The sequence below is a fragment of the Salinisphaera orenii subsp. halophila YIM 95161 genome (genome assembly GCF_003732545.1).
Classification (GTDB): domain Bacteria; phylum Pseudomonadota; class Gammaproteobacteria; order Nevskiales; family Salinisphaeraceae; genus Salinisphaera; species Salinisphaera orenii_A.
This window is the reverse complement of record NZ_AYKF01000091.1, coordinates 17,741-31,185: the sequence shown is the minus strand read 5'-3', so window position 1 is coordinate 31,185 and position 13,445 is coordinate 17,741. Positions and strand designations below refer to the sequence as shown.

Genomic DNA, 13,445 nt, shown 5'->3' with positions numbered 1-13,445 from the left:
AGGACGCGTCGACCGACGCGTCCTGATCCCATCACGTTCTGGGCGCGGGCCCGCCGGGCCCGCGCCCAGACGCTCGCTGCAAAGGCGCTATACCGTGGTCCGCACTAACGCTTGCCGGCGGCCACGGGAACAACCCCCTGTTGCCCGGGCCATCGAATGACGGCCGCCGATAGCGGGTTTCAGCGCGTGTGGCGCGAGCGCTCGCCCGCCGAATATCCCAGAGGGCCTGTCTCCCGCCTGCCCGGCCCGATAGCCGCGCGGCGTGAGCGAACGAAACACAGCGTCTGGTTCGAGCCGAGCGGCCCTCGGGCGCAAGTTTTCAGCCCGCCTGGGCCGAACGTCAACGAAGCCTATGGCCACGTGCCGGCCCACGCCTGGCAGCCCGGCCGACGAGACACCTACCCCTTGCGCCGCACCAACCCGCGCTGCGGATCGTAGCCCCAGACAGCGATCGCGAAGAAAGCGGCGAGCGCGCCGGCGACCACGGCGAAGGCGACGGCGTTGAACTGGCCGTACATGGCGAAGCGCACGAGCTCCACGCCGTGGGTGAACGGGTTGATGCGCGACAGCTGGTAGATGATCGTCGCGCCCGACTCCTCCAGCTTCCACAGCGGATACAGCGCCGGCGACAGAAAGAACATCGGGAAGATGACGAAGTTCATGGTGCCGGCGAAGTTCTCCAGCTGCTTGATGTAGACCGACAGCAGCAGCCCGAGCGCGCCGAGCATGAGCCCGGTCAGGATTAGCGCGGGCAGCACCGTGAGCAGACCCGGCCACCACGGCAGGTCGACGCCGAACAGGGCACAGACCACGAGAAACGCGTAGGCCTGCAGCACCGACAGCACGGTGCCCGCGGTCAGCTTGCAGGCAAGCAGCACGCTGCGCGGCAGCGGCGCGGTCAGCAGCAGCCGCATCAGGCCCATCTCGCGGTCGTAGACCATCGCCAGCGACGACTGCATGCCGTTGAACAGCAACACCATGCCCAGCAGTCCCGGCACCACGTAGACCTGATACTCGATATAGCTGTCATAGGGCGGTAGCACGGAGACGCCGAAGACGTTCTTGAAGCCGGCGGCGAAGATCAGCAGCCACAGGCTCGGACGCACCACGGCCGAGGCGAGACGACCGCGCTGGTGGAAGAACTTGACCGTCTCGCGCGAGGACAGCGCCAGCAGCGCCTGCAGGACATGGCCGATACGCGGCAGCCTCATGACGCGTCCTCCACGGGCCGCTCGCAGGCGCTCTCACGCGGGTCGAAGCCGAGGGTGTCCAGATAGTTGTCCGGATGCAGGAAACCTTCCAGCGGCGCGCGCGCGATCACCCAGTTGCCGCTCGCCAGCAGAATCGGCTGGCGCAGCTGGCCGTTCCAGTGCCGATAGCCCATGCGGTAGCCCTTGAAGCCGTCGAGATTGAATTCGTCGCCAAGCATGTAGTCGACGAGCGAGCCATGACCCGTCTCATCCGTGCGCTGAACCGCCTCGACGACCGACTTGACCGCCACCCAGGCAGCCCAGTCGTAGGCGGTCATGTGTCGGTCGGCCTCGTCCTCCAGCCGATTGTTGAGCTGGCGGGCGCCGTGACGCATCCAGGCCCAGTGCCAGGCCTGCGCTACCAGGCCGCTGCTGCCGACGACCGGCCGTGGTTTCTGGACAGCGAAATTGGCGCGGCGGGAGAACTCGCCCTGAGTATCGGCGATATAGACCACATCGTAGTCCAGCCCCGAGGTCAGCAGCTTGGGGTTGTTCTTCTCGCGCTCGCGCGGGTTGTTGCCGAGCACGAACCGGCGCTCGGCCACCACGTTCAGGCCGAAGCGCTCGGCCGAACGCCGGAAGGAGTCCGCCAGCACGGCGTCGGCGCGCTCCGGCCCGGCCAGTAGCAGCACATCGTTCCACTGGCGCGAGACCAGATACTGCGCCAGCGCGTCGTTGCGCATGGCGTCGGACGGAATCGTGTGCAGCAGGTTGGTCTGGCAGTGCGCGCCCCTGAGGCGATCGTCGCGAGCGGCCACGTTGAACAGTGTGATGTCCTCGCCGGCGAATTCGTCGGCCACCCGCGAGACCGTCCCCGGCGGCAGATCGAGCAGGAAGAAGCGCGTGCCCTGGTCGCGCATCTCGCGTATCGCGGCCAGCACCTCGCGCGTGTTGCCGACCTGCCGCTCGTCGAGCGAGAACTCGACGCCAGCGGCGATGCCCGGGAAGCGCGCCTCGTCGATCGCCACACGGGCGCCGGCGACCGGCCGGCCCCAGGGCTCGCCCTGGAACTCCTGATCGAGCCGGGCCTGCGAGTAGCGCGGATCGTCGTCCCAGCCGATGTAGCCGAAGGCGAACGGAGTGAGATCGTCTTTCTGCGCCAGCGCCGACGACGGCAGCGCCGCCGTCAGCACCGCCAGCAGCATCAGCGCGGCGGTCAGGCACCGCCCGTCACGCCCTCGCCTGCGGTTCGCGCGCATCGCCACCTCTACTCCGACGCCGTATCGACGACCACGCTGTGCGGCACCCGGCCGACCGGAATCGAGCGCAGCTGCTTGCGCTCGTCGATGTCGACCACCGACATGTCGTCGGACAGGCCGTTGGTCACGTACAGCCGGCCGCCGTCATTGGACAGCGCAACGCCCCAGGCGCGGTCGCCCACGAGCACGTAGTCCTGGACCTCGCGCGAGGCCACGTCCACGAACGCCACGTGGTTGGCGCGACCGAGCGTCACGAAGGCCTGGCTGCCGTCGTCGGAGAACTTGATCCCGACCGGGGTGACGTCCTCGGGCCGAAAGCCGTCCGGATCGAACTCGATGGTGTCGGTGACTTCGTTGCTCTCGGTGTCGATGATGCTCACCGAACCCGACAGCTCGTTGGTCACCCACAGATGCGCGCCGTCCTCGGTCAGCGCGAAGCGCCGCGGCCGATTGCCGACCACGATGTTGGCCTCGATCTCGTGGCTGTCGAGATTCACCCGATGGACCATGTTGGCCACCTCCGAGGTGACGTAGGCGGTCTTGCCGTCCGGCGTGACCAGCACGCCCTCCGGCTCCTGGCCGACGTCGACCTGGGTGACCGCCTTCTTGGCCCCGATGTCATAGACCGTGAACCGGGCGTCGTCCTCGTTGGAGATGTACAGATGCTTGCCGTCCGGGCCGATGGCGAAGATCTCGGGGTCGTCGATGCCGGTCAGGCGGTCGACGACCTCGCCCTTGTCGACGTCGATGATGTCGATCGAGTCGTCGTCGCCGCAGGCCACGTACAGACGTTCGTGATCGGGCGAGAACGCCAGCCAGCGCGGCCGTTCCGAGACCTCGATAGTGTCCGTCTTTTCGAGGTTCTCGCCGTCGAGCACGGTGACGACGTCGTCGTCCTCGCTGGAGACGTAGACGTTGCCGGTACCGGCCGCCCACAGCGCCGGGCTGGCGACGAGCAGCGCGGTCGCGGCGATGCCCGGCAGCAATCGATTGGATGGGATGGACATCAGACAGTCTCCTCTTTCTTCTGTGGCGTCTCCCCGGTCAGGGCCATGAAGGCCGCACCGAGCGAGTTCGTTCCGGCCCGTTCGCGCAATGCCGCCGGCGTGTCCACGGCGATGCGCTGACCCTGGTGCAACACGATCACGCGGTGCGCGCGCTCGGCCTCGTCGACGAGATGGGTCGCCCAGAGCACGCCCATGCCGCGATCACGGCAGAGCTGGTGGACATAGTCGACGAGCAGCTCGCGGGAACCGGGATCGAGGCCCACCGTGGGCTCATCCATGAGCAGCAGCGCCGGATCGTGCAGCAGCGCCCGCGCGAGCTCGACCTTGCGCCGATTGCCACCCGACAGGTTGCGCGCCGCCTCGCGGCTGCGCTCGGCCAGGCCGATGCGCGCCAGTTCGTCGTCGATGCGCCGCTTCGCCGCCCGGCCCATGCCGTGGAGGCGGGTATGGAAACGCAGGTTCGCGGCCACCGACAGATCGAGGTCGAGCGTGGGCTGCTGGAACACCACGCCGAGCTTGGCCAGCGCGGCCCGGGACTCGTGGCGCATGTCGTGGCCGGCGACCTCGATACGGCCTTCGTCGGGCACGAACAGACCGGTCAGCAGCTGAAACAGCGTGCTCTTGCCGGCGCCGTTGGGGCCCAGCAGCGCCACGAATTCGCCGCGGGCGACCGCGATCGAGAGGGTATCCAGCGCCTTGAGGCTGCCGTAGGACTTGCTGACCTCCTCGACGGCCAGCGCTGCGCGATCCGGCGTGTCGGCTGCGCCGCTCATGCCTGCTCCTCGTTGTTCTCGTCCTGATTCGCGTCGGCCCCGAGTATGCCTGACAGCAGCTGCGGGTGGCGGGCCAGCAGCGACTGCTGTGCGGCGGCCACGTCAGCGGATTCCAGATCGCGGCCGCGGGCCGTGTCCACCGGATGATCGAGCAGCACGCGGGCCGGCGCCCCGCCCATGAACAGCACCCGGTCCGCCATGGCCAGCGCTTCTCGCAGATCGTGAGTGACGAACAGCACCAGCGGCCGCTGGCGTTCGCACAGAGCCAGCAGCGAACGCCGCAGCCGGTTGCCCGTGGGCATGTCCAGGGAGACGAACGGCTCGTCCATGAGCAGCAGGCGCGGCTCGTTGACGAACGCCCGGGCCAGGGCCACGCGCCGCTGCATGCCGCCCGAGAGCTGGTTCGGCCAGACCTGATGCGCGGCCTCGAGACCGACCTCGTCGAGCAGCGCGGCCGCGCGCGACTCGAACCCGGACTCGCGCGCCGCGCGCTCGGCCTCTACCAGACGGACGTTGTCCAGCGCGGTCAGCCAGGGCATCAGCCGCGGCTCCTGGAACATCAGGCCCATGTGCTCGGGCGACTGGCCGGGCGGCGACAGCGGCGCGCCGTCCCAGGTGATCGTGCCGTCGTAGTGGGCATCGAGCCCGGCGACCAGCGACAGCAGCGTGCTCTTGCCGGCCCCGGACGGCCCAACGAGGGCGATGAATTCGCCCGGCGCCGCGGTGATGTCGATCTCGCCGAGCACCGCCTCGCCGTCGAAGCGCTTCTCCCGAATCGCGATCCGCAGTCCGCTCATGAGCGCCACCGATTCAGCCGGTTGTCCATGGGCCGCATGATGAAGGCCTCCACCAGCAGCACGATGCCGGCGAACGCCAGCGTGTAGGCCAGAATGCTGGTGATGTCGAAGAACTGGTAGTACAGATGCAGCTGGAAGCCGACGCCGTTGCTGCGACCGAGCAGTTCGACCACCAGCACGATCTTCCAGATCAGCGCCAGCCCGTTCCGCGCCGACGCCATCAGATAGGGATACAGCTGCGGCAGAAATACCCGCCGCAGCGTGGTCAGGCGGGGCAGACGATAGGCCTGGGCCACCGCCAGCAGTTTCGGATCCACCGCCCGGGCGCCCTCGCGGACCATGACCACCACGGTCGGGATCTTGTTCAGCGCGACCGCGAGCACGGCGGCGACATCGGTCAGCCCGAACCACAGATAGCACAGGATGATGGTCACCAGCGCCGGGATGTTGAGGCCCAGCACCAGGGCGCCGTCGAACACCAGATCCAGCTGCTTGTAGCGGCCCATGATGATGCCGATGGCGGTACCGATGGCCATCGCCATAAAGAACGCCACCGCAACCCGCGCCAGCGTCACCGACAGATGAAAGGGCAGCTCGCCGGAGGCGGTGTGCGTGGCGAGGCTGGCCAGCACCGCCAACGGGGTCGGCAGCAGGTCGCTGGCGGCGATCAGCGCCACCAGCTGCCAGATCAGAACGAGGCCCGCCAGCGAGGCGGTACGGATCAGCCAGCGCCATTTCATTGCAGGCGGAAGCCGTCCCAGAACACGTCGGGCGAGAGTTCGCTGACGCCGCCGGTGATCTCGCCGTCGCTCTCCTGGGCGAGTATGTTGAACACCTGCCCCGCCGCAGCGATCTCGGCCGCGCCGTAGTGCTCGATGATCCCGGCCCGGTAGCCCTCGCGGATGGCCGCGAACACGGCCTCGCTCTCGGGTTTGACCAGCGGTTCGAGCGGCTGCCAGGCCTCGTCGGACTCGGCCAGGATCTCCTTGGCCTCGTAGGTCGCCTCCATGAAGGACTGGAGCGCTTCGCGGTTGTCATCCGCCCAGTCGCTGGAGAACACCCAGCCGAGCAGCGGCGGCACCGTCTCGATGCCCAGCCCGTCGAGCATGTCCTCGACCGAGAGCAGCGGCTCCATGCCGAGCGCGGACAGCCGTGCGTTGTAGTGCCAGAAATTGATCGCCGCCGGCAGCGTGCCGTCCATCACGAGCTTGTTGATCATCGGCGGCGCGGCGAAGGTGGGCTCGACCGCGGATTCCAGATCCACACCCTCGGTCTGGTGCGCGTACGCGCGCGCCAGCAGCCAGGTCTTGTCGATCGGGCCGCCGGCGATGCCGAGCTTGCGACCGTCCAGGTCCGCGAGGCTGTCGACCTCGGCGGCCGGATTGACCATGATCGCGCCCACCGCCAGCGAATACGGGGCGAACTGGTAGTCCTTGTCCTTGGCCCGCTGGCGGGCGACCCAGAGCCAGTCGGAGACGATCAGATCGACGCGATCGCCCTGCAGCGCCACCGCGAGCGCGTTCTCCGACGCCAGCGGCACAACCTCGATGTCGATGCCGTGCGCTTCGTCGAGACCGCGACGATCGACCACGTCGAGTTCCCAGTTGACACTGCCGAACTTGAGCACGCCCACGCGCAGCGTGTCCGGTTCGCTGTCCTCACCGGTACAGCCCGTCAGCAGTGCCAGCAGCATCGCAGCCGCCAGACACGCCGCCGTGCCCCGACGCATGCGTCCATATATCGTCATTGTCTCTCCTGCCTCGCACCGGCCCGCCTCGCGGGACGGCTGGCGCCGTCGCCCGGAGCCGTCGGTTCTGAGAGCCGCGGCCCGTATCGTATTGTTCGTTCTGATGACCCGGCCGTGCGTGATCCGGCATCGCCCGCCGCCAGCCGTTGCCGCACGTTATTCCGCGCGAAGCAATCAAATTGCCCGTAAAGCGCTTCCGAAGCAACCAAGCCGGGGCGTGTTTCTTCCCCGATTCGACCATAGCCCCGCGCCGACGTTCCCGAGTTTCTACCGCGACGACACGCAATCGGCTGCAATCGGCCTGTCACGAAAACGAGACGGTTGCTCGAGCGGCGCGGGCGGCGTAGCGTCAGTGCATTATGCAATCCCGATTCCGGCTGCCGATTGTCCTGATCGCACTCGCCGTCGGCCCGGCCCAGGCCCAAGCCCTGGCCGGCACGACCGACGGCGCCGATCTGGCCGCCGCCTGCACCGGCTGTCACGGGCCGGGCGGCCACAGCGCCGGCGCGGTGCCCGACATCGCCGGCATGCCGGTGGCCGAGTTCGAGCGGCGCATGGCCGCGTTCCGCGACGGCGAAGGCACGATCATGAATCGTCTCGCGCCGGCCTACGATGCCGCCGCGACGGCCGCCCTCGCGCGGTATTTCGCCGACCGACCCGAGCCCGCCTCGCCATGAGCGACGGTCACGATGCGCGTCGCCGCGCGCTCATGCGCGCCCTGGCGGGCACCGGCCTGCTCGCGGCAGCGGCGCCGATGCCGATCCTCGGCGCGCAGCGCGGGCCCCGGATCGTGATCGCCGGCGGCGGCTTCGCCGGTGCCAGCTGCGCGCTGGCGTTGCGGCGGCTGGCCCCGGCGGCGCGGGTCACCCTGATCGACCGGCAGCGGGAATTCGTCACCGGCCCGTTCTGCAACACGGTCGTCGGCGGTTTGAACCCGGCCGCCGCGATCACGCAGGACCATCGCGGCCTGGCCGCGGCCGGCGTGGATGTCGTCCACGCCGAGATCGAGGGCGTGGATCCCTCGGCACGCGCCGCGCATCTGGCCGACGGCCGCCGGATCGCGGGCGACCGGCTGGTGGTCGCCCCCGGCATCGACTTCGACTACGACGCGCTCGACGGCTACGGCCCGGAAGCGCTGGACCGCGTACCCGCGGCCTGGCCGGGCGGCGCCGCGGCGCTGCGCCGCCTGCACGGCCAGCTGCAGGCCATGCCCGAGGACGGCCGCGTGGTTCTCACCGTGCCGGACAATCCCTACCGCTGTCCGCCGGGACCCTACGAACGCGCCAGCCTGATCGCGCATTTTCTGGCCGAACACAAGCCGCGCGCCCGCGTGCTGCTGCTCGATGCCAAGAACCACTTCTCCAAGGAGCCGCTGTTCCGGATCGGCTGGGACAGCCGCTATCCGGGCCGCGTCGAATGGCGCGGACGTGACGACGGCGCCCGGGCGATGGCCATCGACGTCGCCGGCCGCCGGGTGCACACGGTCGGGGGTGACGAGATCGCCGCCGACGTGCTCAACGTGATTCCCCCGCAGCGGGCCGGCCGTCTCGCACGCGACGCGGGGCTGGCCGACGACGCCGGCTGGGTGCCTGTGAACGTGCACGACTTCGCGGCGCCCGGCCACGAGGGGGTGCACGTGCTGGGCGACGCGATCCGCGCGGAGCCGATGCCGAAGTCGGCCTATTCGGCACACATGCAAGCCCAGGTCTGTGCCCGGGCGATCGCGCAGGCGCTGGCGGGCGAGCCGCCGGGCGAAGCGCCTCTGATCAATGCCTGCTACAGCCTCATCGCGCCGGACTACGGCATCAGCGTCACCGAGGTCTACCGGATCAACGGCGACCGCATCGCCGCGGTCCAGCAGGCCGGCGGCACATCCGCGCTGGCGGCCGGCCCCGACACGCGCCGGGCCGAATCCGAATACGCCCGTTCGCTGTATCGGAATCTGGTGCGGGACAGTTTCGGCAGCGGCGCTGCGCCGGGGTGAACGGGATCGGCGCCGGGTGGCGAAAACCCGGCCGGCGGCAGCGAACGGGAGAACAAGATGGGGCTATCGACGACAGCGCAACCACACCGCGAAGGCGCTGCATGGCGCGTCCTGCAGCAGTGGCTGATCATCACCGGCGTCCTCGTGTTCGCATTGTTCGTGGCGCATCAGTACCGGGCCCTCGAGGCGCTGGTCGCGGGCGATCGCACGCGCATGACGCTCGTGATCGCGGCGATCTTCGTCGTGACCTGGTGCTACGCAGGGCTGCGCAGCGCTTGGCTGTCACGCGAGGCGGCCCGCTTCGACGCCATCATGATCGGCGCCCGAAACGGCGACACGCTCGCCGTGGCCACGGACGGCGGCCTGAGCGTCGGCGCGCGGCGCGTGCCCGACAGCGCCGGCGCGCACTATCTGGCCGCACTCCTGCATATTCGCAACACCCGTTCCGCGGAGGCGCCGGAGGCGCTCGTCGACGTGCTCGGCGAACGCCTGTCCGGCCCGCATGAATTCGGCTGGTTCATCGTCAACGGCCTGATCAAGCTCGGGCTGCTGGGCACGGTGATCGGCTTCATCGTGATGCTGGCGACCGTGGACAGCGCCACCTCCTTCGACGTCGCCGCGGTCCAGCAGCTGCTGGTCGGCATGAGCCAGGGCATGCGGGTGGCGCTGTACACGACGCTCGCGGGTCTGGCGACGAGCATGGTGCTGAGCCTGCACTATCTGCTGCTCGATCGGGCCGCCGACCGGCTGCAGGCGCGGATCGTGACCTTCGCCCAGCAGCGGCACCTCGGCTAACACGACGCGCATGGCGTTCCGACGCAAGCGCCGCGGCACCGAGACGGATCCCTTCACGGATCTGCTGTTCAACGCCCTGCTGGGCTTCACCTTCATGTTCCTGATTTCGGTGTTCTTCCTGAATCCGCCGACCAAGGAAGGCGACATCCCGGCGAAGGCCGAGTACATCATCACCGCCACCTGGGAACCGGGCCGACCCGACGACGTCGACCTGTGGGTGCGCGGGCCGGGCGGCACCAAGGTGTGGTACCTCAATCCGGAGTCGGGGCTGATGAACCTCGACCGCGACGACCGCGGCCTGCAGAACGACGAGATGATCGTCGACGGCCGGCGCGTAACCAATGACCTCAATCAGGAAGTGGTCACGATCCGCGGTCAGGCGCCGGGCGAGTACGTCGTCAACCTGCACTATTACGCCACCGAGAGCGATCGCGAAGAGGGCCGGCCGGTGGACGTCGAGGTGACGGTGACCCGGATCAATCCGCAGGTCTCGATCGTCTACCGGAACAACACCACACTCGAATACGTCGGCCAGGAGAAGACCGCGGTGCGCTTCACCGTCAACGATGACGGCTCGGTCGACGACGTGAACACCCTGCCGGCATCGATCGTGGAATGATCGGGATCGGCTTCAACGAGGTATGCCATGACTGAGACCCTTTGGCTGCTCGCCGGCGCCTACGTGGCCCTGGGCGTGCTCGTGCTCGCGCTCAACATCCGCAGCGGCTGGCCGCTGTGGGTGCGACTGGCCTGCATCGTGGCCGTGAGCGCGCTCTACTTCGTGACCTGGCAATCGCTGCAGGGGCTGCGCGGCTGGCCGACCGGTCAGGCTCTGCCCCACCATTTCATTCTCAACGCGTCGACAGTGACCGAACCCGACGAGGGCGACGGCGACCCCGGCCGCATCTACCTGTGGGTGACGCCGGTGATCGACGACGACCCGATCGGCACGCCGCGCGCCTTCGCGCTGCCCTACGAGCGCCGGCTGCACACACAGGTCCAGCGCGCCCGCGACGAGATGCGCAACGGCCAGCTGCAGCTCGGCACGGCCACTCCGGACGTCGAGGGCCGGCGTGCCGCCGACACCAACTACTTCGCGCCGGAAACGCAGCAGATCCAGCTCGAGGACCTGCCCGAGCCGAGCCTGCCGGAGAAATGAGCATGCGCCGATCGTTTCGCACCGGCCTGGTCCTGGCCGCCGTCGGCACGCTGCTGGCCGGCTGTGACAGCGCGCCGGAACCCGATGCGCTGTTCCCGCTCGCAGCGGGGCTCGAATGGCAGTATCGCGTGACCACCCGTCCCCACGGCGAAGACCCGCGCGACAGCCGCCTGACCATGAGCAACGTCGAACGCGGCTACTTCGCCGGCGAGGAGGACATCCTCATCCGGCGCAACCAGCACGGCACGCGCTACTACATCGCCGAACGGGAGGACGGACTCTATCGGGTGGCCGTGAAATCGGTCGCACAGACGGTACCGATCATGGATCAGCCGCCGGTGCGCATCCTGCCGCGACCGGTCGAGACCGGCCAGCGCTGGCGCGCCCCCGCCCACACCTATCTGCTCGGCCGCGCGCGCACCTTCATCTCCGATCATGCGCCCGGCAACACCATTGATCTCGATTACCACATCGAAGCCACCGACGCCGAGATCGAGGTGCCCGCAGGCCGTTACAGCGACTGCGTGCTCGCAGTCGGCCGGGCCAGCTTCCATCTGGACGCGGAGACGGGCTTCGCCGCCTCGGACGTGCCCATCGAGCAGCGGGAGTGGTACTGCCCCGGCGTCGGCCTCACGCGGCTGTCGCGGGACGAACGCCTGACCAGCGGCGACCGCACGATCACCGGTGGACGCATCGAGATCGTGCTGACGGGGGCGCCGGGCTGAAACGGCTCGCCGGTTCGTCGACGCCCGCCGCGGGCCGCGTCGCCGCCGGTCGTGATACACCCGCGCCATCAACGCCGTACGCCGGGACCATCGGGTCGACCGGTGCCGCGGGACGCGCCGGCTTGATGGCCTTCGAATCTCCGGGCCACGGGATCGGATTCGGATCATCGGCGCCGTTGCGATCGCAGGCCGGGCTGCATCGCCCCACGGCCGGCGGTCTCACGCCCGGCGAAGCGCTCGAACGATACTCGCAGCAAGGCCGACGCGGGCGATTTCGGCTGATCCTACTCGGTGCGCTCGGGCAGCGCCGACTGCTCGATGGCCGGATACAGATGCGAGACCGACCGGCGGTACTCGCCGGGCTGCACCGCGAGCCGCGCCCAGCGCTCGGGCAGCGGCTGGAACATCACCTCGGCCGCGCTCATGCCGTCGTTCGCATCCTGCGTGAAGCGATCCACCAGCCAGGCGAGATAGTCGCCGGTCTGGCTCAGGGGCGCGTCGTCCGGCGTGCTCGGCCCGTGCCCCGGGACCAGCACGGCGAATTCGCGCGCCCGGGTCTGCGCCAGTACCGCCCGCCAGGCGTCGATATCGGCATTGGGTGTGGTCGGCGCGCGATCGTGGAAGGCGATGTCGCCGGCGAAGAGCACGCCGGTGGTGGTATCCAGAATCATCAGATCGGCGGCGGTGTGGCCGGCGGCGGCCAACAGCCGCAGCCGATGGTCGCCGAAGGTGGCGGTCGTGCCGGACTCGACGGCCTGATCCGGGACGACGGCGCTGGTGCCGCGCATGGCCGCGCCCACGAGGTTGTACAGATTCCCGGCCAGATCGGAGCCAACGGCGCGCACGGCGTCGATGGTGCCCGGCAGCGCCGCGATCGACACGTCGTCGAAGGCGTTGTTGCCCAGAAAATGGTCCGGATGGGCGTGGCTGATATAGACCTGGACCACCGGCTGCTCGGTGATCCTGCCGATGGCCTCGCGCAGCGCCTGGCCGTAGAGGCGCGAGGGTCCGGTGTCGATGACCACGACGCCCTCGTCGGTCACGATGAAACCGGTATTGGCGATCGCGCCATGATTGGCGTCGTTGAAGTTCTCCTGGGCACCGAACACGACGTAGGTATCGGCGGCGACCTCCACCGGCTCGATATCGTAGTAGCGCGATGCCGCCATCGCCCCCGGCATTACGAGTAGCCCCGCCAGCAGCAGGCACCCGGACAACGCACCCCGGATCATGAGGCGGGCGCCGGAATGCGGGCGCTAAAGACATTGCCGTTGTTGTCACGGCCTTCCACGGTGACCGCACCGGCATGCTTCAGATCGAGCGCGAACACCGGGTTCTCGGCGACCGGCTCGTCCGGTTCGAGCCGGGCCAGCGTCCGGCCGTCGGCATCGCTGACGGTCACGCTGCGGATGAAAAACGCCGGGATGCCGGCGGCCAGGCCGGTGTCCATCGGATGCACGACCCGAAACTTCAGGCGCTGGCTGCGATCGCCCCGGGCCCAGAGCCGGCCCTCGACCTCGCCCAGACGGGACTCCCACAGCGGGCTGGCGCTGCCGACGCTCGGCGCGGTGCAGCCGCCACCCTCGGCGTCCACCCAGACGCCGCCGACGTGCCAGGTGCCGTCGGCGGTGCGCATCGCCGCGCGTATCGGCGTGGCTTGCTGCACCTTGAAATGGAAGCCGATCGCGGGTGCGGCGCGAACCGGGTAATAGTCCAGTACGGGGTTGATCGGGCTGTGGTCGGCGAGCACCAGCACCCGCTCGACGTCCTCCAGGCCCTCGGCTCGCACCTGCACCGGCGTGGCCAGCGAATCCTCGGCGTAGTCGGGGGCGACGACCTGAACCCGGTCGTCGAAAACCACCTTCGCATCGGGGAAGTACTGCCGCAGCATATAGCGCCACTGAGACGAATCCAGCGGATCATCCGACGCCGCAGCCGCCGCCGGCATCGCCAGCACCAGAAGCATCAGGGCCAGGGTTTTAGAGATCGTGTTCATTCGTTGGCCTCCT

General features: G+C 69.0%; 15 protein-coding genes. 6 read left to right on the top strand and 9 right to left on the bottom strand.

The window, feature by feature from the left end; all coding sequences use genetic code 11:
* Window positions 1-398: 398 nt before the first annotated feature.
* Genes SAHL_RS11300 through SAHL_RS11270 form a run of 7 tightly spaced genes read right to left on the bottom strand, consistent with a single transcriptional unit; the run spans window position 399 to window position 6,755 of the window.
* Window positions 399-1,211 (bottom strand): ABC transporter permease, encoded by an 813-nt coding sequence (locus SAHL_RS11300; RefSeq protein ID WP_123591520.1) that lies wholly within the window; start codon window positions 1,209-1,211, stop codon window positions 399-401.
* Window positions 1,208-2,449, bottom strand: coding sequence for an ABC transporter substrate-binding protein (locus SAHL_RS11295; protein WP_123591523.1), 1,242 nt, complete (start codon window positions 2,447-2,449; stop codon window positions 1,208-1,210). The genes SAHL_RS11300 and SAHL_RS11295 overlap by 4 nt, the downstream gene beginning before the upstream one ends.
* An 8-nt stretch (window positions 2,450-2,457) precedes the next feature.
* Window positions 2,458-3,456: a PQQ-dependent catabolism-associated beta-propeller protein gene (locus SAHL_RS11290; RefSeq protein ID WP_123591519.1), complete on the bottom strand. Its 999-nt coding sequence runs from the start codon at window positions 3,454-3,456 to the stop codon at window positions 2,458-2,460.
* A complete protein-coding gene (locus tag SAHL_RS11285; RefSeq protein ID WP_123591518.1) occupies window positions 3,456-4,229 on the bottom strand; it encodes an ABC transporter ATP-binding protein in 774 nt (257 codons plus the stop codon). Before SAHL_RS11285 ends, SAHL_RS11290 begins: the two co-directional genes overlap by 1 nt.
* Window positions 4,226-5,026, bottom strand: a complete 801-nt coding sequence (locus tag SAHL_RS11280) for an ABC transporter ATP-binding protein (RefSeq protein WP_123591522.1) — start codon at window positions 5,024-5,026, stop codon at window positions 4,226-4,228. The genes SAHL_RS11285 and SAHL_RS11280 overlap by 4 nt, the downstream gene beginning before the upstream one ends.
* Entirely contained in the window at window positions 5,023-5,766 is a 744-nt protein-coding gene (locus SAHL_RS11275; RefSeq protein WP_123591517.1) for an ABC transporter permease, read from the bottom strand. Before SAHL_RS11275 ends, SAHL_RS11280 begins: the two co-directional genes overlap by 4 nt.
* On the bottom strand, window positions 5,763-6,755 hold the full coding sequence (locus SAHL_RS11270; RefSeq protein ID WP_123591516.1) for an ABC transporter substrate-binding protein: 993 nt from the start codon (window positions 6,753-6,755) through the stop codon (window positions 5,763-5,765). Before SAHL_RS11270 ends, SAHL_RS11275 begins: the two co-directional genes overlap by 4 nt.
* A 377-nt stretch (window positions 6,756-7,132) precedes the next feature.
* Between SAHL_RS11270 and SAHL_RS11265 the strand changes: the two genes are divergently transcribed.
* From SAHL_RS11265 to SAHL_RS11240, 6 genes are read left to right on the top strand one after another with little or no spacing between them, the layout of a single operon-like run.
* On the top strand, window positions 7,133-7,450 hold the full coding sequence (locus tag SAHL_RS11265) for a c-type cytochrome (protein ID WP_123591515.1): 318 nt from the start codon (window positions 7,133-7,135) through the stop codon (window positions 7,448-7,450).
* Window positions 7,447-8,757: an FCSD flavin-binding domain-containing protein gene (locus SAHL_RS11260; RefSeq protein ID WP_123591514.1), complete on the top strand. Its 1,311-nt coding sequence runs from the start codon at window positions 7,447-7,449 to the stop codon at window positions 8,755-8,757. Before SAHL_RS11265 ends, SAHL_RS11260 begins: the two co-directional genes overlap by 4 nt.
* A 57-nt stretch (window positions 8,758-8,814) precedes the next feature.
* Window positions 8,815-9,552: a MotA/TolQ/ExbB proton channel family protein gene (locus SAHL_RS11255; protein WP_123591513.1), complete on the top strand. Its 738-nt coding sequence runs from the start codon at window positions 8,815-8,817 to the stop codon at window positions 9,550-9,552.
* 10 nt (window positions 9,553-9,562) lie between these two features.
* A complete protein-coding gene (locus SAHL_RS11250; protein ID WP_123591512.1) occupies window positions 9,563-10,171 on the top strand; it encodes a hypothetical protein in 609 nt (202 codons plus the stop codon).
* A 27-nt stretch (window positions 10,172-10,198) separates the two neighbouring features.
* Window positions 10,199-10,711 (top strand): hypothetical protein, encoded by a 513-nt coding sequence (locus SAHL_RS11245; RefSeq protein ID WP_123591511.1) that lies wholly within the window; start codon window positions 10,199-10,201, stop codon window positions 10,709-10,711.
* Between the two features lie 2 nt (window positions 10,712-10,713).
* Entirely contained in the window at window positions 10,714-11,436 is a 723-nt protein-coding gene (locus SAHL_RS11240; protein ID WP_123591510.1) for a hypothetical protein, read from the top strand.
* Window positions 11,437-11,720: 284 nt separating this feature from the next.
* Here the strand turns inward: SAHL_RS11240 and SAHL_RS11235 are convergent, their stop codons facing one another.
* A complete protein-coding gene (locus SAHL_RS11235; protein ID WP_123591509.1) occupies window positions 11,721-12,668 on the bottom strand; it encodes a quinoprotein relay system zinc metallohydrolase 1 in 948 nt (315 codons plus the stop codon).
* Window positions 12,665-13,432 carry a quinoprotein dehydrogenase-associated SoxYZ-like carrier gene (locus tag SAHL_RS11230; RefSeq protein ID WP_123591508.1) on the bottom strand — a complete coding sequence of 256 codons (768 nt, stop codon included), beginning with the start codon at window positions 13,430-13,432 and terminating at the stop codon, window positions 12,665-12,667. The genes SAHL_RS11235 and SAHL_RS11230 overlap by 4 nt, the downstream gene beginning before the upstream one ends.
* Window positions 13,433-13,445: the final 13 nt, after the last annotated feature.

Bases quoted from the DNA above. Each gene is read 5' to 3' on its own strand.
- SAHL_RS11300 (WP_123591520.1), bottom strand. From the start codon at position 1,211: ATGAGGCTGCCGCGTATCGGCCATGTCCTGCAGGCGCTGCTGGCGCTG.
- SAHL_RS11295 (WP_123591523.1), bottom strand. From the start codon at position 2,449: ATGCGCGCGAACCGCAGGCGAGGGCGTGACGGGCGGTGCCTGACCGCC.
- SAHL_RS11290 (WP_123591519.1), bottom strand. From the start codon at position 3,456: ATGTCCATCCCATCCAATCGATTGCTGCCGGGCATCGCCGCGACCGCG.
- SAHL_RS11285 (WP_123591518.1), bottom strand. From the start codon at position 4,229: ATGAGCGGCGCAGCCGACACGCCGGATCGCGCAGCGCTGGCCGTCGAG.
- SAHL_RS11280 (WP_123591522.1), bottom strand. From the start codon at position 5,026: ATGAGCGGACTGCGGATCGCGATTCGGGAGAAGCGCTTCGACGGCGAG.
- SAHL_RS11275 (WP_123591517.1), bottom strand. From the start codon at position 5,766: ATGAAATGGCGCTGGCTGATCCGTACCGCCTCGCTGGCGGGCCTCGTT.
- SAHL_RS11270 (WP_123591516.1), bottom strand. From the start codon at position 6,755: ATGCGTCGGGGCACGGCGGCGTGTCTGGCGGCTGCGATGCTGCTGGCA.
- SAHL_RS11265 (WP_123591515.1), top strand. From the start codon at position 7,133: ATGCAATCCCGATTCCGGCTGCCGATTGTCCTGATCGCACTCGCCGTC.
- SAHL_RS11260 (WP_123591514.1), top strand. From the start codon at position 7,447: ATGAGCGACGGTCACGATGCGCGTCGCCGCGCGCTCATGCGCGCCCTG.
- SAHL_RS11255 (WP_123591513.1), top strand. From the start codon at position 8,815: ATGGGGCTATCGACGACAGCGCAACCACACCGCGAAGGCGCTGCATGG.
- SAHL_RS11250 (WP_123591512.1), top strand. From the start codon at position 9,563: ATGGCGTTCCGACGCAAGCGCCGCGGCACCGAGACGGATCCCTTCACG.
- SAHL_RS11245 (WP_123591511.1), top strand. From the start codon at position 10,199: ATGACTGAGACCCTTTGGCTGCTCGCCGGCGCCTACGTGGCCCTGGGC.
- SAHL_RS11240 (WP_123591510.1), top strand. From the start codon at position 10,714: ATGCGCCGATCGTTTCGCACCGGCCTGGTCCTGGCCGCCGTCGGCACG.
- SAHL_RS11235 (WP_123591509.1), bottom strand. From the start codon at position 12,668: ATGATCCGGGGTGCGTTGTCCGGGTGCCTGCTGCTGGCGGGGCTACTC.
- SAHL_RS11230 (WP_123591508.1), bottom strand. From the start codon at position 13,432: ATGAACACGATCTCTAAAACCCTGGCCCTGATGCTTCTGGTGCTGGCG.